This window comes from Pantoea allii, from assembly GCF_002307475.1.
GTDB lineage: Bacteria > Pseudomonadota > Gammaproteobacteria > Enterobacterales > Enterobacteriaceae > Pantoea > Pantoea allii.
In genome coordinates this window covers 1-22,249 of sequence record NZ_NTMH01000022.1, presented here as the reverse complement: position 1 = coordinate 22,249, position 22,249 = coordinate 1, and the positions used below count along the sequence as shown (strand labels likewise).

Genomic DNA, 22,249 nt, shown 5'->3' with positions numbered 1-22,249 from the left:
AGGTAAGGGCAGTAATTAAAAATCAGTGAAGCTGTTTTGAGAGCAAGCGAATCGCCTCCTGGCACGCTCTCTTTTCATCGTGCTCTGTGCTTTGCTCACTGAAGCTGTGCAGCGAACGCAGTATATCCTGCAGATGGACTTCGCCATCCGGTTTAAGCAGACGGGCGACTATCCTGCCAATAACGGTGTAGATATCTTCAGATGCGGTGTCGTCGCTCATCTGACCTCTGTCAGCCAGAGAAGGGGCTGCTGGGTTAGCGCTGTAATCATGTTGGTAACGTTAATGGCATCTGATCAGGCGCACGACGCACGACGGCTAAAAGGGGCATCCGTCGCGTCGCGCAAGACTTAGTGAAGGTGATGAAGGTGAGTGACGTTGGTTTCAACGGAACTGTTGTTTTCAGACTGATGGGAAAACATTTCTACGCGTATCTCCTCCATGGCCCGCAAGGCTGCACGAAGCCTGACTTCATCCTGCTCGGTATCCAGAAACTGCTGCAGCCTCTCAAGGAGAATGCTCCAGGAAATAGCCGCATCCTCATTCAGTAGCTGCGTCACCATCTCACCGATGATGATATCCGTCATTTTTTCGTCAAAAACGTTATTCATATTCTCCCCGAATGGCGATTCTGAGACCGCAAGGTTAGCACAGGTTAGCCCGGCGGATAGGTGCTCAGCATCAAAATGAGAATCCACCGACCCGACTGTGACGACGCCGTTCCCCTGATGTTAATGCGCGGCAGGCTCACCGTTGACTGGTCTTGTGTTTTTTACGGCCAACAGAATAAGTTTCTTTCGGTTATCATTCAATTCATCATCTGTGCGATTTGCGTATTTCTGTCGATAAAATTTGCCCGGACTCTGCCGGGCAATGGTTAACCAATTGCCCGCGCGTGGGTAAAACGCGGGCGGCAGTGTAAAGAGAGACGCCTTTAGGCCGTACGGAATACAGACACCATATCGCGCAAATCACCGGCTCGTTTTGCCAGTTCATCCGCAGAAGAGGCTGACTGTTCAACCAGAACGGCGTTTTGCTGTGTCACCTGATCCATCTGATTGACCGCAATATTAATCTGGCTCACGCCGCTGCTTTGCTCTTCAGAAGACGATGAAATATCGCGGATCAACTGGGAGGTTTGTTCAATCGCCTCAACACTTTGTTTCACTTTGCTGCCAGCGTCCTGCGCCAGCGTTAAACCTTCATTCGATTGCACAACGGACTGCTCGATCAAGCCTTTGATCTCTTTCGCTGCGCTGGCAGAACGCTGTGCAAGTGCCCGCACCTCAGCGGCGACGACGGCAAAACCTTTGCCCAGTTCGCCCGCGCGCGCGGCTTCAACAGCCGCGTTGAGCGCCAGGATATTTGTCTGGAAGGCAATACTGTCGATCACCGATGTGATTTCTTCTATTTGTCCTGAACTGCTGCGAATTTTCTGCATTGTCGCCATAACGGAGGTCATCGCTTCGCCGCTCTTCAGGGCAGCGCTGGTTGCGGATACTGCCATATCAGACGCGTAGCGCGTGTTATCCGCATTTTGCTTAATGATGGAAGAAAGCTGTTCCATGCTGGCGGCCGTTTCTGCCAGTGAAGCCGCCTGTTCTTCAGTGCGGGAAGACAGATCGTTATTACCCATCGCAATTTCTTCAGAGGAATGTGCAATGGTTGACGCGTTATTTTTGATATTCGACACCAGATGAGAAAGACGCTGCTGCATTTGTGCCAGCGCATTCAGTAATTCAGCAATCTCATTTTTACCCGACACGGTTATCGCAGTTGTTAAATCACCCGCCGCCACTTTACTGGCAAGCGAAACGGCTTCTTTAACCGGGCGGGTAACGGAACGACTAATCATCATCGCCACAAATATTGCCAGTAACGCAACGGCCAGCAGTGCGCCCAACAAGATATATTGTGACTGACGACGCTGATCGATTTGGTCGTTAAGTGTTTTACCCAGTTGCAGGCTCAGTTTAACGCCAAGATCGTTATAGGTGTTGATGGCCTGGGTAAACGCTTTTACATACTCTACTGGGGTAATTTGAACATTTTTTGCAATAAACACGCCATCGGCCATGTTAAGGACGTTCGCTGAACGCTGATAGGCATCAATGGCAATTGGGCTGAATTCCGATTTTAAATCCGGCTCGACGGCAAACGCTTTATTCAATACGTTGCTGAATTTTTCCAGCGCCGCTTTGCCACCGTCAATCTGGTATTCCATAGCACCGCGTGCGGATTCTGATGCTTTATCACCCGCTGCAATCACGGATGTCCCCGCGGCCCTGATGCGTCCGAGGGTTTCGGTTAACTCAGGCAACCTGCCATATATACTCATAATAAGTTGATAAGTATTCAGGTCTGCATCTAAAGAAAGGCCATACAGATCCAGAATATCTTGATTAGTGTCCAGTAAGTTCTGAATCACCTGAGCATGGCGTGACAGACTGGTGGCGAGTGTCAGTTTGCCAGACGAGACGTCTTGCTGAAGCTGCGACCAGGCTGTTTTGACCTCATCAAAACGCTGGGTCGGCTGGGCATGAGTATCATACTGATGTAACTCAGCGGCGATTTTCGTAGTCTGCGCATCTATCTGAGCGGCAAGTTCCAGGCGTGGGGCGTTATCATATTTATTCAGTGAAATAGCAATCGCACTTTCAGCGCGGTGACGTTGAATCAGGTTAAGTAAAGTCAGGATCTCTTTTTCGACCGGTACGCCCTGCAGCTCTTGTTTCTTAGCATCGATGGCCTGATTACCCGTCTGGATAAATAAATAGGTTGGTAAGGCAAATAAAACCAAGGCAAAAATTCCCAGTATCAGAAATTTTGTCGGTAAACTGATTTTATCGAGAATATTTTTCATTAATTGAATTCCAGGTGAAATGGTGTCTTTTGATGAAATTCATCAAAAATTATTTTTTTAGTCTTTTTATAATCTGATACAAGAATGCATATTTATCATGGATTTGCGTTTAAAAAAGCAGACGTAATGTGCCTGTTTAAACGCGCAGGGGAGATTCTACTTTCCATAGTGAAGAGTATTATAGAATGCGTCGTGTTATTTTCCATGATCGAAATGCACAATATTTTCTTTTGGATGAGGTTAAGCCAAATTAACGGTTTTTATCAGCCTTATTCTACTAATCATAAATAGGTATTGGGTTGGGGGTGATTTATAAATACGCTCGACGATCTCAAAAAATAAAAAATATTAAAGTTTTAATAAGCCATGCCGATAATGCGCGCGTTTAATTACAGCGTGTATTTCAAAGTAATATTTATTAAGTATGCTAGCATGCGCCCACGCAAAAATTAAAGTGATAACACGTTACGTTCGTCTCTCTACCGTCAAAAGAGAGGCGTGACGCGCGGCTGGTACCCTGCGATCCCTTTACCTTGTGGGCCGACCCAACAATAACAACCTGTGCCATAACGCTTAGGTAAGATGATGCCGTGGGGTCAACAGAGCCTGCCGTTTTCATGTGCTGATGCGGGCTTATCTTCCTTTTTTGCTGGTACGACATCCTGCGGTGCTGAGGGGCTACCTGACCGTTCAGACGCCACCGGCAGTGCAAATCGCGGTAATGAGCGCGGCAAACCGAACGATTATGCTGCAGAAATGAGTTTGATATTATTTTTTCTGCACTGAAAGCATGCGGGTAAACTATTTTTAATAAATTTGTTATTTGTAAATATGTTTATTTATTACAGTTTATTAGTTTATAAAATCATATCCGTCAAACTTTTTTATAAATTAATAAAAGATCATAAATATCAGTAACTTGTTATTCTATAATTATTATTAATGCTTTTTTTACTGGGGTTTTTTTTAATTTAACCGATACCTGTTTTTCACCATAAACAGGGACTCCAAATGAAAATCTCTACGCGCCTGACTATCAGCTTTGGGCTGTTAATTACGCTGTTTATTATATGCACATCGGTCGCCTACACTGGCCTGAATAATGCCCGTAACGGCATGGATGATGCCGTCAATGTCAAAATGAAGAAATACCGTCTGGGTATGGATATGTACGGTGGGTTACGCGATATGGCGGTGATTGTGCGTAACCTTGCACTACTCAACGAAGCCGATCAGATGCAAAAAGAATGGCAGCGCATCGTTACGCAAAAAGCCCGCTATATCGATAACCGGGAGCGGCTTGCCGCCATGGTCGCAAAAGATTCAACCCCGCAGGCCAGAGAAGCCTTCGATAAAATCGTGAGCAGCGAAGGCCCTGTTCTGGCGGCCCTGGAGCACGCGGGACAGCTGGGGTTGCAAAACAAACAGCAGGAATCGGTAACCTATCTCATTAAAACCGTCAGGCCGTTGCAGGGCCAGTTGCTGGACGCGTTAAAGGAGATGACCAATATTCAAATGGAGGACAGTGAGCAGTCGGTGGAAAGCACCAGTCAGAACGTCCGTCAGGCAACGTTGATTTTAATGATCCTTGCCTCGCTTTCTGTTGCGGTTTCCGTGGCGGCGGGTTACATCATCACCCGCGTGTTAATGCGCCAGTTGGGCGGCGAACCCGCGCAGGCGCAGGCGCTGTCTGCCGCCATTGCCAGTGGTGATCTCACGGCCCCGGTCACCTTGCGCCATAATGATTCCACCAGCCTGCTGGCCTCACTGGCGAACATGCAAACCAGCCTGCGAAGCCTGGTTACGCAAATTAAAGAATCGGCGGGATCGGTAGCATCCGCCTCCGACGAAATTGCACAGGGCAATACTGAACTGTCATCGCGCACCGAACAGCAGGCCGCCGCCCTGCAGGAAACGGCGGCCAGTATGGAGCAGCTTACCGCGACGGTGAAAAGTAACACCGCCAGCGCTCAACATACCGCTACCGTGGCCAGAGATGCTGCAACGCTGGCCCGCACCGGTGAGTCAGAAGTGCAGTTAATGTCCCACACCATGAATGAAATCGCGCTCAGCGCGACCAAAGTTCGCGACATCACGGGTGTGATTGAAAGCATCGCGTTTCAGACCAATATTTTGGCGTTAAACGCAGCGGTCGAAGCCGCCCGTGCGGGTGAAGAAGGGCGCGGGTTTGCTGTTGTTGCGGGCGAGGTCAGAACACTGGCGCAGCGCAGTGCCACCGCAGCAAAAGAGATCAAGGAACTTATCGAACGCGCCGTAGAGCAGGTGGACAGCGGCGTGCATGTGGCGGCGGGCACCGGAGAAAGCATATTAAAAGTCGTTGGCATGGTGAACGAGCTTGCGGGGGCAATGGACGAGATTTCAATGGCCTCGTCGGAGCAGATGCAGGGGATTTCTCAGGTCAGTATTGCCGTCAGTCAGATGGATGGCGTCACCCAGAACAACGCCGCGCTGGTTGAAGAGTCTTCATCTGCTTCGCAATCCCTGTCTGAACAGGCACATTCGTTACGTGGGATGGTTGAAGCCTTCAGGGTATAGCTGCGCGTCAGAGCGGTTTGTCACCTCAGACTAACCGCTCACTCATGCCTTGCTTTGCCTTGTCGATGAAAATGGCCCTGTGGCAGGCACCGTTTTCAACATTAATAAACATTATTTTTACAACGGCTTATCGGGAATTTTACCTGCGGCTTACCCGTGTTTTTCCGGCGTTAAGGCAAATTTTGGCTTTCAGTGCGGGTGATTTTTTGTGTAGAGTATCTCCCTGAACGGGGCATTGCCTGACATGACTGATGGCAATGTGACTGCAGATCCTTGCTGCAGCCAGCCCATGCTGATAAGGAGTTTTTAATCATTATGCGTATTACGCCACCCTGAGTTTTCCCCCTCCTTTGCCGTCCTGAACCTGTCCGGACGCGCATCACTAACATCCCGTCTGTGGATGTGATTCTGTCTGTCTGAAATCTGCCCTTATGGGTTAACTGCATCCAAAATTTGAGAAAAAACTATGTTGCTGTCCTCGACGAGAAAGGACTGGCTAGGGAACGTCCGTGGTGACGTACTGGCCGGTATTGTTGTCGCGCTCGCGCTGATTCCTGAAGCGATCGCCTTTTCTGCCATCGCCGGTGTCGATCCCCAGGTCGGCCTCTATTCCGCATTCTGTATTCCGGTGGTTATCGCCTTTTTTGGCGGGCGTCCGGCGATGATTTCTTCGTCCACCGGCGCGATGGCGCTGCTTATGGTTACGCTGGTTAAAGAGCATGGGCTGGCGTATTTGCTGGCGGCGTCGTTGCTCACCGGCGTACTTCAGGTGATTGCGGGTTATTGCAAACTCGGAAATCTGATGCGCTATGTGTCGCGCTCGGTGGTAACGGGCTTCGTTAATGCGCTGGCCATTCTGATTTTTCTGGCCCAGTTGCCGGAGCTTACCCATGTAAGCTGGCATGTTTATGCGCTCACCGCTGCGGGCCTGGCGATTATTTATCTGTATCCCCTGGTCGATAAAACCCTGCCTTCTCCGCTGATCTGTATTGTGATACTGACCGCGGCCTCACTGCTGCTGCATCTGGATGTCCGCACCGTGGGCGATATGGGCAAGCTGCCTGACAGCCTGCCGGTTTTTCTGCTGCCCGATGTGCCTTTTAACCTGAATACCTTGCTGATTATTTTGCCGTACTCCGCAGGCCTTGCCATCGTGGGATTACTGGAGTCGATGATGACGGCGACCATCATTGATGACATGACCGACACCACGGGCGACAAAAACCGGGAATGCAAAGGGCAGGGGATTGCCAACATTTGCACCTCTTTTATGGGCGGGATGGCCGGTTGCGCGATGATTGGTCAGTCGGTGATCAATGTAAAATCAGGCGGGCGCGGAAGGCTTTCCACGCTGACTGCCGGCATTACGTTGCTGGTGATGGTGGTGTTCCTGCGCCAGTGGGTCTCTCAGATCCCGATGGCGGCCCTGGTTGCGGTGATGATCATGGTTTCTGTCGGCACCTTTTCCTGGCGGTCGGTGGCGAATTTGCGCACCCATCCTCTCTCAAGCAGTGTGGTGATGATCGCCACCGTGTTAGTGGTGGTCTTTACCCACAATCTTGCATTTGGCGTCATCGTGGGCGTGCTGATTGCGGCATTAAATTTTGCCACCAAAGTGGCGCGCTTTATGGCGGTCAGTTCAGTGCGAACAGGCGAGTGCCGTCACTATACCGTCACCGGGCAGGTGTTTTTTGCCTCCGCCGACCGCTTTGTGCGCTGTTTTGACGTTCAGGAAACGCTGGAAAAGGTGGTGATTGACGTAACCCATGCTCATTTCTGGGACATCACCTCTGTGAATGCGCTTGATCGCGTGGTGGTTAAATTTCGCCGCGCTGGGGCAGATGTAGACATTCGTGGCATGAACGCTGCGACACAAACCGTAGTCGATCGGTTTGGCGTACACGATAAACCCGAAGAAGTTGAAAAAGTCTTTGGCGGGCATTAACCGTTCCGGGCCTGATGCTCAGGCCCGCTCATCCTGACGCTTCTCGACAAGCGCTATGTTGCATGAATGGAACCGGGTTAGCAGCATGCTGTTCACTATTATGGTCATATCAACGCCATGGTTTGGTATTTCTCTACCGGAACAAGGCAGATATAACGGTAATGACCGAGCATCTGGACCATCTAGCGAAGCCGGGAGTCAACGTGCTAACAAAAAGACAAAAGGCGTTAATTAATCTTTTAGCTTCTCAGGGCGAATGGCGCTCGGCAACGGATATTGCCCAGACATTGAACGTTTCAGCCAGTACGTTGCGGCGCGACGTGGATGCGGTCAATCACTATTTTACCGACAAGGAGAATCGTATCCTCAGTAAGCCCGGCCTGGGATTGTTACTGGAAAATGGTTTTGCCCTGCCTGTGGATCTGCATGGGGAAGAGGTAAAAGGTTTGTTGAAGAATAAAAGGCTGGTAGCCATCACAACAGACCTGCTTACCTGTTCTCCATTACCGCTAACGCTGAGCGCCTTAGCGGAAAAATATTTTATCAGCCGCTCTTCCATCGTGGCGGATTTAAGAAAAATTGAGGTCTGGTTAACGCCCTTTTCACTAAGCATTACCCGTAGCCATAGCGGAACCTGTATTACCGGCAGCGACCGGGATATTCGTCTGGCGCTGAAAGAGATTATTACCTTCAGCGTGATGAGCGATTACCCTGTCGCCGACAGTCGCATCGATCGTTTTTCGCGTGTTCAGCTGGTGGAGGAATTTGGCAGTGACAATGTGGCCTGCTGTATTAACCTCATCACTTATATAGAAGAGGCGCTGCACTGCTCAATCAGCGAACCCTATTATACCAACCTGTTTTCCCATCTACTGGTGACAATAAAAAGAGCGCTTAACGGCACGCCAACGACGCCGACGGATTCGGACATGACAGGTTATAACAATCAGGAATGGTCAGTCGCCCGGCAAGCGGTCAGATGGCTTGAGGAAAAATACGCGGTCTCCTTCGCGCCAGTAGAGGTGCATTACATTTATCAATATCTCATCTCGTCTGGTCGGCATCCGTTTAGCGCCGGTTTTCAACCCTCAACGCACTATGACGAAGACGCCGTGAACTAAGCCACCACCTTAACAACGCGGCTGTCTTCTTTATTAAAAAAGAATATTTGCAGCGACAGCGTGCTGCTTAATGCGTTGGTGTCGCATGTGAAGCCCATGCTTAATCGTCTGGCCTACCGCATTGTTATTCATAACCCATTGCTGGATGAGATACGTAAAGAGTTTGCCGCGGTGTTTAACGTCGTCAAACAGGCCGCATTCCAGCTTAATCAACAGTGGGGGCTGCCAACGGCGTCCGATGATGAGATTGCCTATCTGACCATTTATATCCAGAACGCGTTAGAAAAGTGTCATGCGACGAAACGCGTCATGCTGGTGTGTTCCAGCGGCATTGGCACATCTCAGCTGCTTTCCAGCCGAATCAGCCGCGCCTTTCCGGAATGGGAGATCGTCGACATTGTGCCGGGTGCCCGTCTGAATGAAGCGATTAAGAAAGCCAGGTGCGACTTAATTATTTCGACCATCAGGCTTGAAGAGACTGAACATCCCGTTGCCTATGTTTCTGCCCTGTTTTCAAACAGAGACATTTTACGGGTGATGGAGTGCCTTAATAAAGACAGTCATGGTAACGGAGGAACGGATGCATAATAAAATCGTAGTGGCCGATCTGTTAAATCAGGCCTGTGTTTTTATGAATCTTGAGGCCAAAAATAAAGACGAGGTTATTGAGAAATTAACGGCAAGCCTGTGTGAATTAAATATTATCAGCAATAAAGACGGTTTTATTCACGATGTCATGCTACGTGAAGCATTAGGCTCCACCGGATTCGAAAATCAAATCGCGATTCCGCATGGGAAATCACCGTGGGTCAATGAAACCCGAATAGCGGTAGCCAAACTGGCCTCTCCCGTTGAATGGGAAACCATGGACGATTCAGCCGTCAGGCTGGTGATTCTGTTTGCGGTGAAAGAAGCGGACAGCGGCGCCGGGCATATAAAACTCCTGGCGAAAATTTCGATTGCGCTTGGCGATGATGATGTCGTCGAGGCATTACTAAACGCAGAAACGAAAGAGGAGTTGTTTAATTTATTAGTCAATAACACCCAGGGGTAAGCCTTTCACCGGGAGAAAATAATGAATATTATTGCGATTACCGCCTGTCCCACAGGCGTAGCACACACTTATCTGGCGGAAGCCAATTTAAAAAAGAGCGCCGAGAAAAAAGGAATCACGATCCTTGTTGAAACACAGGGTGCCGTTGAGAGCGACTATATTTTTACGGAAGACGATATTAAACGTGCCGATATCGTTCTTATTGCCGCGGATAAAATGATTGATCGCTCCCGCTTTATCGGTAAAAGCATTATTACCGTATCGGTTACCCGCGCGGCCAGAGATGCCGCTGGATTGCTGGACGACATTTTGTCGGGTGCCTTAACCGGAGAAATCTGCACCGTCACGCCACAAGACGCGACCTCACCGGGCAGGGAAAAAGACAAAAAAACGACCCTGTCGAGCATCTATGTACATCTGATCACAGGTGTAAACCTGATGATTCCTTTTGTTGTCGCGGGCGGTATTTTAATTGCCCTGAGTTTCTCTTTCGGTATTACCGCGGCAACGCCTGGCGATCCCCGTTATAACCCGATAGCAAAAATGCTGGCCGATATTGGCGGCGGTGCCGCCTTTGCGTTAATGCTGCCGATTCTTTCATTGGGTATCAGCAAGTCGATTAGCGGCAACATGGGCATTGTTTCGGGCGCGGTGGGCGGCATGTTGGCCATTCACACCGGATCGGGTTTTCTGGGTGCGTTACTGGCGGGCTTTATGGCCGGCTATATCACGCTGTTGGTGGTGAAGTACATTAACCTGCCCACCGCCATTGCCGGACTCAAACCCATTCTGATTGTGCCCCTGTTGAGCGTGTTCCTGACCGGTGCGCTGATGATTCTGGTGGTCGGCCAACCCATCAAGCTGCTGTTGCAGAGTCTGACTGCTTTTCTGACCGATATGGGAAATGCCAATGCGGCTATCTTCGGATTGCTTATCGGGATGATGGTGGCTTTCGATATGGGCGGGCCGCTCAACAAAACCGTCTGTATGTTCGCGATTGGTTTGATGTCGACGGGAATCTACGAGCCCATTGCGGCATGTATGGCCGCAGGCATGGTTCCTCCGTTGGGCATTGCCCTTGCCACCACGCTTTTTAAAAAGAAATTCAGTCCTCAGGAGCGCGAAACCGGCAAGGTGACCTATGTGCTCGGCCTCTCTTTTATCACCGAAGGTGCCATTCCGTATGCGGTCGCTGATCCGCTACGCGTTATTCCTGCCATCGTTGCCGGCTCGGGACTGGCCGGGGCACTGTCGATGATGCTCGGTTGTGCTTCCCGCGCGCCCCACGGCGGGATCTTCGTGATGTTCATACCCAACGTCATTACGCACGTCACAGGCTATCTGTTTGCCATTCTCGCCGGTGCGCTGTTTACCGCACTGATCCTCAGAGTGATTAAGAAAGATCATCCGCAACATTTACCGCAGGAGTGAATTATGTTGATTAATATGAAAGCGTTACTGAAGGTGGCACAGGACAATCAATTTGGCGTCGGTGCCTTTAACATCGCCTCCGCTGAGTTTGCCCGGCTGGTGATTGAGGTGGCGGAATCCCTGCAATCTCCCGTCATCCTGGAAGTGCATCCCGAAGAGCACGCTTTTGTCGGTGACAGTTTTATCACCTATCTGAGAGAGCTGGCTGTTAACGCCTCCGTGCCGGTAGTTATTCATCAGGATCACGGCCAGACGCTGGAGCATATCTTAACCGCCATCCGCACCGGCTATACCTCGGTGATGATCGATGCTTCCGGCCTGCCGTTTGAAGAGAATATCGCCCTGACGCGCGATATCACCGCCATTGCCCACAAAGTTAACGTCTCGGTAGAAGCCGAGCTGGGTACGATTGGCGTGGCAGAGGGGAGCGCGGAAGGGGGGCACAGTGAAATTCTTTACACCGATCCCGACCAGGCGGAGCGGTTTGCCAGAGAAACCGGGGTAGATACGCTGGCCGTGGCCATTGGCACCTCACATGGTTTGTATCCTGTCGGTAAACAGCCGGTACTGGATATTGACCGTCTTAAAGCCATCAGGCAGCGGCTGACGATTCCGCTGGTCCTGCACGGTGGCTCGGGTAACAAAGACAGCGAGGTCGCGGAGTCGATTAAGTATGGCGTGGGGAAAATCAATATCTCCAGCGATATGAAAAAGGCGTTTTACGTCGCGCTACAGGAAGAGTTGCAGTCAAACGGGCATGAGCCCAGCGCGCTGTACGTCCGTCCAATGGCGGCGGCCAAAGCCGTGGTGGAGCACAAGATGCGGCTTTTCTCTTCTGTGGGGAAAGCCGGGCTGTATTAACCGTTAACGCTTGTCGCTCTGGATGCGCAGGCGGTGGTTAACACCTGTATTGCCCCAGGCGCAGCAAACGCAAGCGGTGATCAAGCAGCCGCTGCGCGGGCGGCTGTTCGTTCTGGCAGCCGTGAACGGATAGCTGTTTTTTATGGGCGGGCGGCCTGAGGCAGGCGGCCCGCGTGATGTCGCATTCTGTCGGCAACGCGTTGACAGTGATAAGACGTTGCAGGTCGCAATAAGCCGGTTTACTGAATCGTCAGAACGACGCGCCCAATAAGCCTGATGTCATCAATTCCGCAATCAAATGCCACGCCTATCCCGCTGACGTGCACTTTCCTGACCGGAATGCGCGTCAGCGTCCTGACGCTGGCGGTCCCTTCAATTTCAACCAACCAGACGCCGTCATGCATATCTTCAAAATCGGTATCAATGATGTATTGGGTGGTTTCCGCTAACAGTAAAAAAGCATTACGCGGCTCCTGCTTCAGCGGTGCGTATAACGCTTTATCCAGCATCACATAGCCCGCTTCCTCGATTTTTCCGCTGATTAGCTTTTTTCTAACCAGCGTCGGCGTATCAGGTTTGCTTTCCGAGAATTTTGAGCCTTTGCCCGTAATCAGCCACTGCAAATCTGCACCGGTTTCCATCACGCACTGTAAAACGATATCCGACGGAAAAACATCACGTTTATAGCGCGCAGACAGGCTACTTGCCGCAATTCCAAGGTGATCTGCAAGCTGCATTTTCATGGTAAAGCCATAGGCATCGACGACGCGATCCAGAGCTTCTGCGCTCGAGTTCGGAAATTTGAAATTAGTATAAACGCTCATTTTCATTGACACTTAGATTTAGTCTAAGTATCCTCCGGTTTAAGTTAGCCTTTGAATGATGTGACAGGGTGCGGCTGTATCTGATAACGAAGGATTTTGCCTGATGAGGCTCATTTTTACAATCATCATGCCAGAACCTTATCGCCACACTGAGACACAGGGTTAACGCAGTCAGGACAGGCTGAATGCCGCGTAAAAGGGCGTTTTACTCAGAAGAACCGCGCTCAGGCCGCTGTTGCAGCGGAAATGCGCAGTTTAAGAAGCGGGATGAATCGCGGTGAGCAGAACGCTGTCGTTTCGCTTAATGCTTAACAAACGTGATGGATGAGACAGGCGCGAAGCCGCCGCCCATCACAGGCGACAGTCACCTCGTCGATGACATTGATTTGTCATCAACAGCAGATGCAACGTTTATCGGAGGAGCCTATGAACCGCACCGTCCAGGTCATAAGTGAGTCACCTGCCGCTCTGAATGCTCAGGAGGGTTTCACGGCGGATCACCCCAGTCACGGCGAAAAAATGACGTTTGATGAGTTCCGTCAGCGCTGGCGGTTGCTGCGCGATAACAACCGAAATCCATCGCTTCGTTATTTCAATCATCAACATGACGACTTTAAATTTTGCGTATTAACCCTGGCTAACCGCGACTGTCCGGGCATGTTCAGGCGGGAGGAGATTGGCAAGCCCTTCCAGTATTTCGACCAGGCACGCCGTGAGCACATCATTATTGCGATGAACAAGCTGGCGCGCTGGGGAAACAGGTTGCCGCGTCAGTTCTCCACGGCTGACTGCTTTCTGACTGAATAAATAAATCACCCACCACTCAATGACGTAAACCCGTCGGGTATTGCTTTGCCCAAAATCTGGAGAGAGACATGATGAATAGCGAGACACATTCAATGAACAACGTGAGCCACTTTACTCTGAACAAACTGCTCGATAACGAGCGTAAAGCCTGTGCGCTGGCGGTGGCTAAGCGGTTAAGCGCCATGGCATCGCATATTACGCGGCAGACGTTAAACGGCATTGAAGCCGCAGAGCTGTTGCGATCTGAGGCTGAACGTTATGAAAACGAATCAGGAGAGATGCGCTGATGGCGGATGCGATTGATATTGCGCAGCAGCGCAGCGAAGAGATTCTGGCGGAGCATATTGCTCAGGTTACGCAACGTCCTGTGGCGATCGGTGCGTCGTTCTGTGAAGAGTGCGATGCGCCGATTCCTGAAGCGCGTCGTCGCGCGCTCCAGGGCGTAACCCGCTGCCTGCCTTGTCAGGAACTCAGCGAGTTAAGAACGCGCCTTCATTTCGGGCATGCACGATGATGTCGTTCGCTTACCCATGGAACGCCCCGCGGCTGGCAATCGCCAGCCCGTATCCTACCCATGACCAGCAGCAGCACCGCAATCGCCAGATAGCGGCGTGGCTGCAGGGTCAGAAAAGCCTCGCTGCCCAGGCCCGCATTGTGCAACTGGACGTCAAACGCCGTCTCGCCAGTCTGGAACAGCAGCAGGGCACAGCCCGGGCCAATGCTTACTTAGCAAAAACCTTTGTTGAGCGCACATTGCCACGCGTTGAGTCTGTGAACCGACGTTATCAACTGCATGATATGCGGCCGGGCGTTGTCGCACAGTTAGCCCGCAGCCTGTCCTGCCAGCAAGGCGCCGCCAGAGCCGCGGGCACGCTGTGGGAGCTGATGAAACGGTTTAATCGCCTGCCGGATATGTCCCGTGCCGACACCGATTTGCTGGCGGGCGATATCGCCCGTTTTATTCATGCCGAGCTGGTGCAACTGCATTCCCAGGCCAGCGCTGAAACCGATTACCGCTATACCCACCGTCTGTATATGACGGCGGCTGTGATTACCCGTGAACTGGGCCAGATGCCGCCGTTGTGGGAAACCGTCAGCGCCCGCGTATTCTGCCCTGAAGACGTGACCTCGGCCATTCTGCGTATGCAGGCGGAAAAATGGTGGAAAGGGCAACTGCGTCGAATCAGTGCCTTCTGGCGAGAACACCTGCATATCGCGCTGGCGAACGTCAACAAAAAGCACTCGCCTTACGCCAGCCCGATGGCGGTGGCGGAATGGCGCGAGCAGCGTCGGCGTACGCGTGATTTCCTTCAGGGGATGGATCTTGAAGATGAAGAGGGCAATCGCATCAGCCTGATCGAAAAATATGACGGCAGCGTCGCCAATCCGGCCATTCGTCGTGCTGAACTGATGACGCGCATCCGGGGCTTCGAAACGATTTGTCAGGAGATGGGCTTCCGGGCCGGCTTCTATACCTTAACCGCGCCGTCTTGTTATCACGCCACCTTACAGAGCGGCCACCGTAATCATAAATGGCAGGGGGCCAGCCCGGCAGAAACACAGCGCTATCTCTGCACGCTCTGGCAGAAAGTGCGCGCCAAACTGCACCGGGAAAATATCGGTATTTTTGGGTTGCGCGTTGCGGAGCCGCATCACGATGGCACGCCTCACTGGCACATGCTGATGTTTATGCGCCCTGAGCACGTCGCTCGCGTAGATGAGATCGTGCGCCATTACGCCTGCCAGCAGGACAGCGATGAACTGACCAGCGCAAAGGCACGCAAAGCCCGGTTTCATGTGGAGGCGATCGATCCGGCGAAAGGGAGCGCGACCGGTTACGTTGCCAAATACGTCTCCAAGAATATTGATGGCTATGCGCTGGACGGCGAGCTGGATAACGAGAGCGGTAAACCCCTGAAGGAGACGGCGATGGCGGTGTCAGCATGGGCGGCGCGCTGGCACATCCGTCAGTTTCAGTTTATCGGTGGCGCGCCCGTAACGGTTTATCGTGAGCTGCGCCGTCTGGCAGACAGTGACAACGCGCATGGCCTGAGCGTGGAATTTGCAGCGGTGCATGATGCGGCTGACGCCGGTCAATGGGCGGAATATATTCATGCACAGGGCGGTCCCTTTGTGAAACGCGATGCGCTTGCGGTGCGCACCTGGTATCAGCCCGCCGAAATCTGCAATGCCTTTGGTGAAGAAACCCAGTCAATTAAGGGCGTGTATGCCACAGCTGTCGGCGTCGACACGCCCATTTTGACCCGGCTGAAAACCTGGAAGCTGGTGCCCAAACGTGCTGAAGAAGAAGACGGCGAAAAATCGCATTCCGCGTTGTTGTCTTGGAGTTCTGTTAATAACTGTACGGACCCGGCAGACCGCCTCTTCTTCCGTCGCCCGTTATCAGATGCGCCGCGCACAGACGACCGGCGTGGGGAGAAAAAAGGAGGAGGGCACCCCTGGCTAAGATGTCGGTCCACGTCTGCACCTGTCAGCGGCACGCGTTTACTCAGTGACGGAAGCGATGCTTTACCGGCGGTTCAGCCATTGTGCAGGATCTTGCCTCAGCCGGGACCTGACGAAAAAAGAGGGGTGAAAATTCCGTAGAATTACGGGGTAAATGAAGAAAATCTATTGATTTTTCTTACGCTTCTGGCAGGAGCAGGCACCAACCTGTCTGCCAGGTGGTCGGATAAAAGTTGATTCCTATCAACACGATATAATTTTTTACGAACTATCTTAAAACGCTTCCACAGTTAATGAATGCTATGCTACTGTATGTATGTACAGTGTTTATTTTGGGGGAGGGAATTGTGGGAAATGAATTACATGAGCGAGTCATGCTTGAACGCGTTGAACTTATCGCCAGGCTCACCAGCGAAGGAGCCTGCCGGGAACGAGACAGGGAAATAGCGTTAAATTTGATCGCCGAAATCGCTGCTAACTACACCCTTTCCGATAACCACTTTTCTGTTGTCTTCTCGGCTACGCCTTTAAAAAAATAATGACGGCGACGTTTTCACTGTGACATCAGCAGGGTTGCCCGTCGCCTGAGCCATCTCAACGGAAGAGAGGGTTCAGGCGCGGGCAACCGCTACACCGACCTGGAATGCGCCACCGTGCATCGCCCTTTTCATACCCAGTGCTGTCACCCACAGAAAAGCCATCTGGCCCGGCCGTTTGCCTTTATGCGCTGCCTCATCCATTGATTGCTGCCGCTCCTTCTTCGCGTTCGCCGGTTCCCTGTCGCTCTGCTTTTTTTGTTCCCGATTTGCCCTGCCTTTTATCACGGCGACTTTCCTCTGCCTGTTGACCGCATTCGATCGTTGCGGGTCATCGCTCATGCGTTCACCGCATCCCGGCCTTTTTCCGCCTTTCAGCAGGGTTATCCAGCCATTCCCTCCACGTCCTGCCCACCCAGCCTTGAGCGGACGGCCTTGCGTTGAGCAAGCGTCTGCTGAAGCACACACTACTCCTGACAAGTGCCGGCGACGGCAGGCGTGAAAAACCGTACAGGCCGCGCTGAGCAAATCCCCCACGTTTATGGCACCGCTCGGGTTATCCGGTAGTGGCATTTATCGGGCGTTTTGTGGCCTGACGATTCAATGCTGAAGACAGGTTTTCGCAGACCCGATCGGGCCTTTGACGCCCGGCACCGCCTACAGCGGATGCGCTTGATTTATCACCCATTCGACCACGGCTTTTACGCTCATAAGGGGCCAATCAATGCTGATTTACGCACGACAGGAAGACACCGTCGATGAGATCTGCTGGCGTTATTACGGACGCACGCAGCAGGCGGTTGAACAGGTTTATGCCGCCAATCCCGGCCTGGCAGAAAACGGCCCAACGTTACCGCACGGATGCAAGGTGGTGTTACCGGAGCTGCCTCAGGCGGCAACCGGTGAGACCCTCAATCTGTGGGATTAGTGCCAATGGAAAAAATCAGTTCTCTGATTAATTACCTCATCGGGATTGTCCTGATGTGGTTTGGTCGTCACACACCGCAGGATATCGCCTTTATGGTTGGCTCTGGCGTCGCCGTTTTGACCATGTGCACCAATGTCGCGACGTTTTTTATCAACTGGTACTACCGTCGCAAAACCTTCGAGCTACAACAGCGCAACCTAAAGGGGTTAAGTTTTGAGCCAGACCGCTAAGCGTTGTGCGGTCGCGGCCGTGCTGGCCATGGCCGCGTTGGTACCGCAAATCAAGATGCTGAAAACCTCTGACGCTGGCCTGAGGCTGATTGCCGATGCCGAAGGCTGCCGCACCTCGCCTTATCAATGCAGCGCTGGCGTCTGGACCAACGGGATTGGTCATACGCAGGGCGTTACCCCGACCAGCGTGGTGAACGAGCGCCAGGCCGCCGTGAATCTGGTGTATGACGTCATGCGCGTTGAGCGCGGCATCGACCAGTGCATGACGCGTGAAATGCCGCCCCAGGTCTACGACGCGGTGGTGTCATTTGGTTTTAACGTGGGCGTCCGCGCGGCCTGTAAATCAACGCTGGCGGGATTGATCAACAGCGGGCGCTGGCACGACGCCTGTCTGCAGCTTAAGCGGTGGGTATATGTCAAAGGGACTTACAACCCGGGCCTCGATAACCGCCGCCAGCGTGAAATGGCCTGGTGTTTACAAGGAGCAGCATGATGCGACTGGTTGCAGCGGCTATCGCTCTGTTGCTTAGCGCCCTGGTGTTAACGGGCTGGCGGCTCAGCGTCATGACTCATCAACGGGATGAGGCACAGCACAGGGTCAGTACGTTAGCCGCCGACATTAGCCGTCGGGACACCGCACTGGCTCAGCTCAATGCAGATATGCAAGCCACCCGAAAACGTGAGGCGGCGTTGCGTCTGCAACAAACCCAGGCCAGCGCGCAGGCGCTCCATCGAGAAACAACCATCAGAAGAGAAACCGATGCCAATCCCGCTTTACGTGCCTGGAGCGCTGCTGCTTTGCCTGCTGACGTTATCCGGCTGCACAGCCGTCCCGCCTTCAGCAATGCCCGAGATTATCTGGACTGGTTGTCCACGCGTGACAAGTTGCCCCATTCCGGAGAACAACCTGCAAACGCAGGGTGATTTGGCGGCGGATAACCGCCAGTTAGAGGCTGCGCTCGCATCATGCGGGTTGCAGGTAGAGATGATTAAAGCGTGCCAGGAGCAGCATGATGTTGAAAGTGAACCAACTACGCCAGGTGCTGATAAACAGCGTTCCGCTGCTACAGCAAAATCCTGACAACCTGAATATAGCGATTCAGTCCGGAAACCTGGTTTCCACCTTAGCCAGCTCGCTGTCGTTTGAATACCACTTCCAGCTGGCTGTCACCATTACGCACTACGCCGATGATATCGATCTGATCATGGTTCCGCTGCTGACATGGCTTCGGGAAAATCAGCCCGACATCATGGTTTCTGATGAGAAGCGCCGCACCGGCTTTACCTTTACTCTCGATGCGATGGAAGAAGGGCGTAACAGGGTGAATATCACTCTGCAACTGACCGAACGCGTCTGGGTTGAGCAGCAGAATGACGCGTTACACATCACTCATTTGCCGGAACCTGCGCTGCCAGAAAATGTAGAGCGGCCCTGGCAGCTCTACATCAAAGGCAAGCTGGTCAGTGAATGGACGTCATAGCGCCAACCGTTATCAGCTGACGCGCTGTTTAGTCATCTTTGAGCAAACGGCATTCGATTGCTGCTTTTCTCTCGCAACGTGAAACTAACGCCATGAATGAGCAAATATTAGAAATCAAGCGCTTGCTGCGCAATATGGTCCGCATTGGCACCGTCGCCGCCATCAATCTGGAGGAGGGAACCTGCCGGGTAAAAACCGGAGATAACACCACCAACTGGCTGCACTGGCTGAGTGCCCGGGCGGGAAGAACCCGTTCGTGGAATGCACCCTCGGTGGGCGAGCAGGTGTTGATCATGAGTCTGGGTGGCGAGCTGAACAGCGGCTTTGTGTTACCCGGCGTGTTCTCTGACGCCAGCCCGGCACCCTCGGCCTCGGCAGATGCGCTGCACTATTCCTTCCCTGATGGCGCGGTTATTGAGTATGAGCCTGCAACCGGCACCCTGAAAGCCGAAGGGATTCAGACGGCGACCATTAAAGCGGCCGTCAAAATCCTGCTGGATACACCAGAGGTGGAGTGCACCACGTTACTTAAAACCGCCACGCTGGAAGTCACACAGGGCGGCACCATGAAGGGCGATGTGTCGCACAGCGGCGGCAGTTTCGCCTCCAACGGCAAAGTGCTGCATACGCATCAACATCCGGGCGACAGCGGTGGTACCACAGGAGCGCCATTATGACGACAGCACGCTACACCGGCATGAGCCGCGAAACGGGCATGACGCTGGTTGAACTTGAACATGTCCGCCAGTCTGTGCGTGACATTCTGACGACGCCGCTGGGATCGCGGGTGATGCGCCGTAACTACGGTTCACTGCTGTCGGCGCTGATCGACCAGCCGCAGAACGACCGGCTGCGCCTGCAAATCATGTCGGCCTGTTATATGGCGATTCTGCAGTGGGAGCCGCGCATCAGCCTGACTGCCATTAATTTTGAATCTGCGTTTGACGGCGGGATGGTGGTGGAAATCACCGGCAACCGTGCGGACACCGCGCAGGATTTTTCGTTAACCGTCCCTGTGAGTTGAATCATGCCTACTATCGATCTGAGCCAGCTGCCTGCGCCAACCGTGGTGGAAACGCTGGACTATGAAACGCTGCTTGCCGAACGCAAAGCCACCTTGATTTCGCTCTACCCTGCAGATGAGCAGGCATCGGTTGCCCGGGTGCTGGCGCTGGAGTCCGACCCGCTGGTGAAACTCCTGCAGGAGAATGCTTACCGGGAGATCATCCTGCGCCAGCGCGTTAACGAAGCGGCCAAGGCGGTGATGGTTGCCTGGGCCAGTGGCAGCGATCTGGACCAGTTGGGTGCCAACAACGGCGTACTTCGCCTGGTACTGACGCCGGCAGATAACACAGTTACGCCGCCTGTGGAGGCGGTGATGGAGCGGGATGAAGATTTTCGCGCCCGCATTGCCGCCGCGTTTGAAGGGCTGAGCGTCGCGGGCCCATCGGGTGCCTATGAATTTCATGCACGCAGCGCTGACGGGCGCGTGGCGGATGCTTCTGCTATCAGTCCCTCCCCGGCCAGCGTCACCGTTACGGTGCTGTCCCGCGAAGGTAATGGCACGGCGGGCACGGACCTGCTGGCGATCGTGGATGCCGCGCTGAATGAGGAAGATGTTCGTCCGGTTGCCGATCGGGTCACCGTGCAGTCGGCACAGATTGTGGATTACCGCGTCGAGGCCACGCTGTACCTCTATCCGGGGCCAGAAGCCGAACCTATTCGTGCCGCTTCAGAGGCAAAACTGCAGGCGTTCGTGAACACCCAGGCACGTTTAGGGCGCGATATTCGCAAGTCTGCGCTGTATGCCGCGCTGCATGTTGAAGGCGTGCAGCGCGTCGAACTGGCGCAGCCGGTGGCCGATGTGGTGCTGGATAAAACCCAGGCCGCGTTCTGCACCGGCTACCAGATCACGGTAGGAGGGTCCGATGAGTAAACGCCTGCTGCCAACGGGTTCATCAGCCCTGGAAGTTGCCGCGGCTGAAGCCTGTGCAGCGCTGGAGTCCATCCCGGTTCCGCTGCGCAGATTATGGAATGCACAGACCTGCCCGGTAGAGCTACTGCCTTATCTGGCATGGGCCTGGTCAGTGGATCGTTGGGATTCAGGCTGGAGCGAAAGTACCAAACGCAGCGTTGTGGCTGCATCGGAATACATCCATAAACACAAAGGGACCATTGGCTCTTTGCGCCGTGTGGTGGAGCCGCTTGGCTATCTGATTCGCATTAAAGAATGGTGGCAAACCAATGAAGCGCCCGGCACCTTTCGCATTGATGTCGGCGTGCTGGACAACGGCATTACCGAAGCGATGTACAACGAGCTGGAACGGCTGATTGCTGATGCCAAACCGGTCAGCCGTCATTTGATTGGCCTGTCCATCAATCTGGATTCTACGGGGACTGTACCCGTAGCGGTTGCCAGCTACAGCGGCGACGAGCTAACCGTTTATCCCTATACACCTGAAGTTATCACCGCAGGCGGTTCCGGTTACACCGGCGCAGCGGTCCATCTTATTGACCTGACGGAAGTGAGAGCATGACAACGAAATATTTTGCCCTACTGACCAATCAGGGCGCGGCAAAGCTGGCCAATGCCGCAGCCCTGGGTACCCAACTGCAGATTACCCAAATGGCGGTGGGTGATGGCGGCGGCACTTTGCCAACGCCGGACCCTGCGCAGACCAAACTGGTTGGCGAAAAACGCCGTGCTGCGCTGAATTCACTGAAGGTGGATGCCGTGAACAGCAGCCAGATTATCGCTGAACAGATTATCCCTGAAGGCGAAGGCGGCTTCTGGATTCGCGAGATTGGTCTCTATGACGCCGATGGCGTAATGGTTGCCGTCGCGAACTGCGCGGAAACCTACAAGCCACAGCTGCAGGAAGGCAGTGGCCGTACCCAGACCGTACGCATGATTTTGATTGTGAACAGCACCAGTGCCGTTACGTTGAAGATTGATCCTTCGGTTGTGCTCGCCACGCGCCAGTATGTGGATGACAACGTCATCGAGGTGAAAGCCTACACTGACGACGTGATGAAGAAGCACGTCGATGCGGCCAATCCTCATAGCCAGTATCTGCAAACGGCTAAAGCGCTGGCAGAAATTAAAGATGCGGGGCTGGTGGCGGAGGTTCTCAAAAACCTCGGTTTG

At 53.1% G+C, this 22,249-nt stretch carries 28 protein-coding genes; 23 read left to right on the top strand and 5 right to left on the bottom strand.

Annotated features, from left to right (window positions below):
• Nucleotides 1–22: 22 nt before the first annotated feature.
• The 3 genes from CMR03_RS07315 to CMR03_RS07305 form a co-directional block, all read right to left on the bottom strand.
• Nucleotides 23–220 (bottom strand): hypothetical protein, encoded by a 198-nt coding sequence (locus tag CMR03_RS07315; protein WP_063877313.1) that lies wholly within the window; start codon nucleotides 218–220, stop codon nucleotides 23–25.
• A gap of 128 nt (nucleotides 221–348) precedes the next feature.
• Nucleotides 349–609, bottom strand: coding sequence for a hypothetical protein (locus CMR03_RS07310; protein ID WP_063877312.1), 261 nt, complete (start codon nucleotides 607–609; stop codon nucleotides 349–351).
• A gap of 323 nt (nucleotides 610–932) precedes the next feature.
• Nucleotides 933–2,861, bottom strand: a complete 1,929-nt coding sequence (locus CMR03_RS07305; protein WP_096011196.1) for a methyl-accepting chemotaxis protein — start codon at nucleotides 2,859–2,861, stop codon at nucleotides 933–935.
• Between the two features lie 1,011 nt (nucleotides 2,862–3,872).
• Here CMR03_RS07305 and CMR03_RS07290 point away from each other — a divergent pair.
• The 7 genes from CMR03_RS07290 to CMR03_RS07265 all read left to right on the top strand — a co-directional run bounded on the left by CMR03_RS07290 (nucleotide 3,873) and on the right by CMR03_RS07265 (nucleotide 11,829).
• Complete coding sequence (locus CMR03_RS07290) at nucleotides 3,873–5,417, top strand: methyl-accepting chemotaxis protein (protein ID WP_096011193.1); 1,545 nt, start codon at nucleotides 3,873–3,875, stop codon at nucleotides 5,415–5,417.
• 466 nt (nucleotides 5,418–5,883) lie between these two features.
• A complete protein-coding gene (locus CMR03_RS07285; protein WP_063877309.1) occupies nucleotides 5,884–7,362 on the top strand; it encodes a SulP family inorganic anion transporter in 1,479 nt (492 codons plus the stop codon).
• Between the two features lie 203 nt (nucleotides 7,363–7,565).
• On the top strand, nucleotides 7,566–8,483 hold the full coding sequence (locus CMR03_RS25485) for a BglG family transcription antiterminator (RefSeq protein WP_244181344.1): 918 nt from the start codon (nucleotides 7,566–7,568) through the stop codon (nucleotides 8,481–8,483).
• 21 nt (nucleotides 8,484–8,504) lie between these two features.
• A complete protein-coding gene (locus tag CMR03_RS25480) occupies nucleotides 8,505–9,071 on the top strand; it encodes a BglG family transcription antiterminator (protein ID WP_257469655.1) in 567 nt (188 codons plus the stop codon).
• Nucleotides 9,064–9,537 (top strand): PTS sugar transporter subunit IIA, encoded by a 474-nt coding sequence (locus CMR03_RS07275; protein WP_096011192.1) that lies wholly within the window; start codon nucleotides 9,064–9,066, stop codon nucleotides 9,535–9,537. The genes CMR03_RS25480 and CMR03_RS07275 overlap by 8 nt, the downstream gene beginning before the upstream one ends.
• Nucleotides 9,538–9,558: 21 nt before the next feature.
• The gene (locus CMR03_RS07270; RefSeq protein ID WP_063877306.1) at nucleotides 9,559–10,968 is read left to right on the top strand and encodes a PTS fructose transporter subunit IIC; all 1,410 of its coding nucleotides are present in this window, start codon (nucleotides 9,559–9,561) and stop codon (nucleotides 10,966–10,968) included.
• 3 nt (nucleotides 10,969–10,971) lie between these two features.
• Nucleotides 10,972–11,829, top strand: a complete 858-nt coding sequence (locus CMR03_RS07265; RefSeq protein ID WP_063877305.1) for a ketose-bisphosphate aldolase — start codon at nucleotides 10,972–10,974, stop codon at nucleotides 11,827–11,829.
• A 239-nt stretch (nucleotides 11,830–12,068) separates the two neighbouring features.
• On the opposite strand, the gene CMR03_RS07260 is transcribed toward CMR03_RS07265, so the two are convergent.
• Complete coding sequence (locus CMR03_RS07260) at nucleotides 12,069–12,653, bottom strand: phage repressor protein CI (RefSeq protein ID WP_063881031.1); 585 nt, start codon at nucleotides 12,651–12,653, stop codon at nucleotides 12,069–12,071.
• A gap of 426 nt (nucleotides 12,654–13,079) precedes the next feature.
• Here CMR03_RS07260 and CMR03_RS07255 point away from each other — a divergent pair, with 426 nt between their 5' ends.
• The 5 genes from CMR03_RS07255 to CMR03_RS07235 all read left to right on the top strand — a co-directional run bounded on the left by CMR03_RS07255 (nucleotide 13,080) and on the right by CMR03_RS07235 (nucleotide 16,465).
• Nucleotides 13,080–13,460 (top strand): hypothetical protein, encoded by a 381-nt coding sequence (locus CMR03_RS07255; RefSeq protein WP_096011191.1) that lies wholly within the window; start codon nucleotides 13,080–13,082, stop codon nucleotides 13,458–13,460.
• 68 nt (nucleotides 13,461–13,528) lie between these two features.
• Nucleotides 13,529–13,747: a DUF2732 family protein gene (locus CMR03_RS07250; protein ID WP_063877303.1), complete on the top strand. Its 219-nt coding sequence runs from the start codon at nucleotides 13,529–13,531 to the stop codon at nucleotides 13,745–13,747.
• On the top strand, nucleotides 13,747–13,974 hold the full coding sequence (locus tag CMR03_RS07245; protein WP_096011190.1) for a TraR/DksA family transcriptional regulator: 228 nt from the start codon (nucleotides 13,747–13,749) through the stop codon (nucleotides 13,972–13,974). Before CMR03_RS07250 ends, CMR03_RS07245 begins: the two co-directional genes overlap by 1 nt.
• On the top strand, nucleotides 13,971–16,067 hold the full coding sequence (locus CMR03_RS07240) for a replication endonuclease (RefSeq protein WP_244181343.1): 2,097 nt from the start codon (nucleotides 13,971–13,973) through the stop codon (nucleotides 16,065–16,067). Before CMR03_RS07245 ends, CMR03_RS07240 begins: the two co-directional genes overlap by 4 nt.
• A gap of 206 nt (nucleotides 16,068–16,273) precedes the next feature.
• A complete protein-coding gene (locus CMR03_RS07235) occupies nucleotides 16,274–16,465 on the top strand; it encodes a hypothetical protein (protein WP_063881030.1) in 192 nt (63 codons plus the stop codon).
• 72 nt (nucleotides 16,466–16,537) lie between these two features.
• On the opposite strand, the gene CMR03_RS07230 is transcribed toward CMR03_RS07235, so the two are convergent.
• Nucleotides 16,538–16,804 carry a hypothetical protein gene (locus tag CMR03_RS07230; protein WP_096011188.1) on the bottom strand — a complete coding sequence of 89 codons (267 nt, stop codon included), beginning with the start codon at nucleotides 16,802–16,804 and terminating at the stop codon, nucleotides 16,538–16,540.
• 382 nt (nucleotides 16,805–17,186) lie between these two features.
• Between CMR03_RS07230 and CMR03_RS07225 the strand changes: the two genes are divergently transcribed.
• The 11 genes from CMR03_RS07225 to CMR03_RS07180 all read left to right on the top strand — a co-directional run.
• Complete coding sequence (locus CMR03_RS07225) at nucleotides 17,187–17,390, top strand: tail protein X (RefSeq protein ID WP_063877299.1); 204 nt, start codon at nucleotides 17,187–17,189, stop codon at nucleotides 17,388–17,390.
• 5 nt (nucleotides 17,391–17,395) lie between these two features.
• Nucleotides 17,396–17,620, top strand: coding sequence for an HP1 family phage holin (locus tag CMR03_RS07220; RefSeq protein WP_096011187.1), 225 nt, complete (start codon nucleotides 17,396–17,398; stop codon nucleotides 17,618–17,620).
• Nucleotides 17,604–18,113, top strand: a complete 510-nt coding sequence (locus CMR03_RS07215) for a lysozyme (RefSeq protein WP_063877297.1) — start codon at nucleotides 17,604–17,606, stop codon at nucleotides 18,111–18,113. The genes CMR03_RS07220 and CMR03_RS07215 overlap by 17 nt, the downstream gene beginning before the upstream one ends.
• On the top strand, nucleotides 18,110–18,544 hold the full coding sequence (gene lysB, locus CMR03_RS07210) for an Rz-like lysis system protein LysB (protein ID WP_063877296.1): 435 nt from the start codon (nucleotides 18,110–18,112) through the stop codon (nucleotides 18,542–18,544). Before CMR03_RS07215 ends, lysB begins: the two co-directional genes overlap by 4 nt.
• Nucleotides 18,426–18,701 carry an Rz1-like lysis system protein LysC gene (gene lysC, locus CMR03_RS25475; RefSeq protein ID WP_244181346.1) on the top strand — a complete coding sequence of 92 codons (276 nt, stop codon included), beginning with the start codon at nucleotides 18,426–18,428 and terminating at the stop codon, nucleotides 18,699–18,701. The genes lysB and lysC overlap by 119 nt, the downstream gene beginning before the upstream one ends.
• Nucleotides 18,631–19,101, top strand: coding sequence for a phage tail protein (locus CMR03_RS07205; protein WP_082875143.1), 471 nt, complete (start codon nucleotides 18,631–18,633; stop codon nucleotides 19,099–19,101). The genes lysC and CMR03_RS07205 overlap by 71 nt, the downstream gene beginning before the upstream one ends.
• Nucleotides 19,102–19,193: 92 nt before the next feature.
• The gene (locus tag CMR03_RS07200; protein WP_063877294.1) at nucleotides 19,194–19,778 is read left to right on the top strand and encodes a phage baseplate assembly protein V; all 585 of its coding nucleotides are present in this window, start codon (nucleotides 19,194–19,196) and stop codon (nucleotides 19,776–19,778) included.
• Nucleotides 19,775–20,125: a GPW/gp25 family protein gene (locus tag CMR03_RS07195; protein ID WP_063877293.1), complete on the top strand. Its 351-nt coding sequence runs from the start codon at nucleotides 19,775–19,777 to the stop codon at nucleotides 20,123–20,125. Before CMR03_RS07200 ends, CMR03_RS07195 begins: the two co-directional genes overlap by 4 nt.
• A gap of 3 nt (nucleotides 20,126–20,128) precedes the next feature.
• Entirely contained in the window at nucleotides 20,129–21,037 is a 909-nt protein-coding gene (locus tag CMR03_RS07190) for a baseplate assembly protein (RefSeq protein ID WP_063877292.1), read from the top strand.
• Nucleotides 21,030–21,638, top strand: coding sequence for a phage tail protein I (locus CMR03_RS07185; RefSeq protein ID WP_096011186.1), 609 nt, complete (start codon nucleotides 21,030–21,032; stop codon nucleotides 21,636–21,638). The genes CMR03_RS07190 and CMR03_RS07185 overlap by 8 nt, the downstream gene beginning before the upstream one ends.
• On the top strand, nucleotides 21,635–22,249 hold a 615-nt coding region (locus tag CMR03_RS07180; RefSeq protein WP_208625010.1), incomplete at its 3' end, for a phage tail protein. The genes CMR03_RS07185 and CMR03_RS07180, both read left to right, overlap by 4 nt.